Annotated in this window: 2 protein-coding genes; both read right to left on the bottom strand. The window is 74.8% G+C overall.

Going from position 1 to position 2,155, the window contains the following annotated elements; all coding sequences use genetic code 11:
• The coding region (locus HGA02_RS17130; protein WP_168680390.1) for an acyltransferase family protein at positions 1-1,229 on the bottom strand (1,229 nt) is incomplete at its 3' end.
• Positions 1,230-1,281: 52 nt separating this feature from the next.
• Positions 1,282-2,124, bottom strand: coding sequence for a 3-methyladenine DNA glycosylase (locus tag HGA02_RS17135; protein WP_425483078.1), 843 nt, complete (start codon positions 2,122-2,124; stop codon positions 1,282-1,284).
• Positions 2,125-2,155: the final 31 nt, after the last annotated feature.

The following is a 2,155-nucleotide window of genomic DNA, read 5'->3' on the forward strand; positions in this document are numbered from 1 at the left end:
CCTGTCGGTGCGGGCTCCGGGGCGGTCGGTGCGGGCGCGGGCCCGGTCGGTGCGGGCTCCGGCGCAGGGACGCGGGTCCGCCGCCGTGCGACCGCCCGCCCGGCGCGCTGCGAGAGCCGGTGCGACGGGCGTTCCACGACGACGTAGAACAGTGCCGCGCACGCGAGCGACACGGGGACCGCGACGGCGACCGTCAGCCCGGCACCGACGGTCGCGGTCCACGCGATCGCGACGGCCGTCACCACGGGCTCCTGCACGAGGTAGAGGCTGAACGACCGCGTCCCGAGCCACTGCACGGGCGGGGACTCGAGGACGCGGCGGAGGGCGGACCCGTGCCATGCGCAGAACACCGCGAGCGTCGCCCCCGCGACCCCGGTCGTGTGCCCCACCGCGGCGACGAGCTCGTTCGGCGTCGCGACGAGGAAGATCAGCCAGTAGGCGCTCACGGCGACCACGACACCCGCGTACGTGAGCGTCCACCCGCGTGGGCGCGCGTCGAGCGCGGCCGCGAGCCGGTGGAGACGGTCCCGCTCGAACGCCATGACGACCCCGAGCCCGAACACGGGCAGGTACCGCAGGGGGCCGAGCGAGTTCACGACCCAGCCCACCCCGACCAGGGCGAGCAGGAGGACCGCGACCACGGGCAGCCACCGGCGCAGCAGGCGGGCGACCAGCAGGTACACCGGCAGGAGCAGCGAGAACCAGACCTCCCACTGGAGCGTCCAGAGCGACCCGTTGAGCGCGTCGACGCCGCCCAGCAGGAGCGCGTCGCGCGGCACCCCGGACGGCGACCACGACTCGCGGTGCTGCAGCCACGTCGACCCGACGCCCTGGTGCCGGTCCACGAGGACGGCCGTCACCCACGCGAACGCGAGCGAGCCCCACACGGGCAGGTAGAGGCGCAGGAGCCGGCGCACGTAGTAGACGTCCCACCGGGCGGGGGCGCCCGACGCGGCGGGGAGGGCGAGCACGAGCCCGGACAGGACGAAGAACACGAAGACGGCGCTGGTCCCGTCCCACAGCAGGTGCAGTGGCGTCGCCGTGAGGAACCACTGCCACGTCCACGGGTCGAACCGCACGGGGTCCTTGAGGTACGGCCCGAGGAGGACGGCGGACGTCAGGAGGCTGTGGTGGACGACCACGACCAGGGCCGCGACGCCGCGCAGCCCGTCGAGGGACGCGAGGCGCCGCGAGTCCGGGCGGGTCGGTCCGACGGGCGTGTGCGTCACGCCAGACGACGCTAGACGAATGTCCGGGTGGTGTGTCCGGATCGTCCGGATATCACCCGGTCGACGCGAGCGTGCGGCAGACGTCGAGCAGCCGCGCGCGCAGCGCGTTGCCCTCGGCCGCGTGCTCGCGCTGGCGCCGGACGTACTCGGCCTTGCCGTCGACCGTCTCGATCGCGACCGGCGGCAGCCCGTAGGGCGTCACGTCGTACGGCGAGGCCTGCATGTCGAGCGTGCGGATGCGCCGCGCGAGCGCGAAGCAGTCGAGCAGGAGCGCCCCGGGCACGGCGGGTCCGAGCTTGAGCGCCCACTTGTAGACGTCCATGCCGGCGTGCAGGCAGCCCGGCTGCTCGAGCGCCACCTGCTCCGCGCGCGTCGGCTGCAGGACGTTGCGTGCGACGGCCTCGGGCGTGAAGAAGCGGAACGCGTCGAAGTGCGAGCAGCGGATCCGGTGCGACTCGACGACCGCGTCGGTCCCCGCGCCGCCGAGCCGCAGCGGCAGCGGGTGGCGGTGCGCGTCGTCCCCCTCGCGGTAGACCATCGCCCACTCGTGCAGCCCGAAGCAGCCGGTGAACGCGGGCCGGTCGAGCGTGGCGGACAGCAGCCCGGTGACGAACCGCACGGTGTCGCCGCGGTCGGCGAGGAACGCGTCGACGTCGAGCGAGACCGTGCCGTCGTCGGCGACCGCGTACCAGCGCCACTGCGCGTGCGGTGCGGGGACGTCGTCCGCGGGCGCGAGCCCGGCACCGGGTCCGGGGTGCCACCGGCGCAGCGTCGCGGGCTTGGTCGGGTAGTACTCGAACAGGAAGTCCTCGATCGCGTGCCGCTCGCCGCGCGCGCGCCGCTCGCGAGGCCCGGCCGTGAACGCGAGCAGCGCCCCGCCGAGCAGGAAGATCACCGAGGCGACGTCGGCGACGGTGTCCCACCAG

The organism is Cellulomonas septica (assembly GCF_012396155.1).
GTDB lineage: Bacteria > Actinomycetota > Actinomycetes > Actinomycetales > Cellulomonadaceae > Cellulomonas > Cellulomonas septica.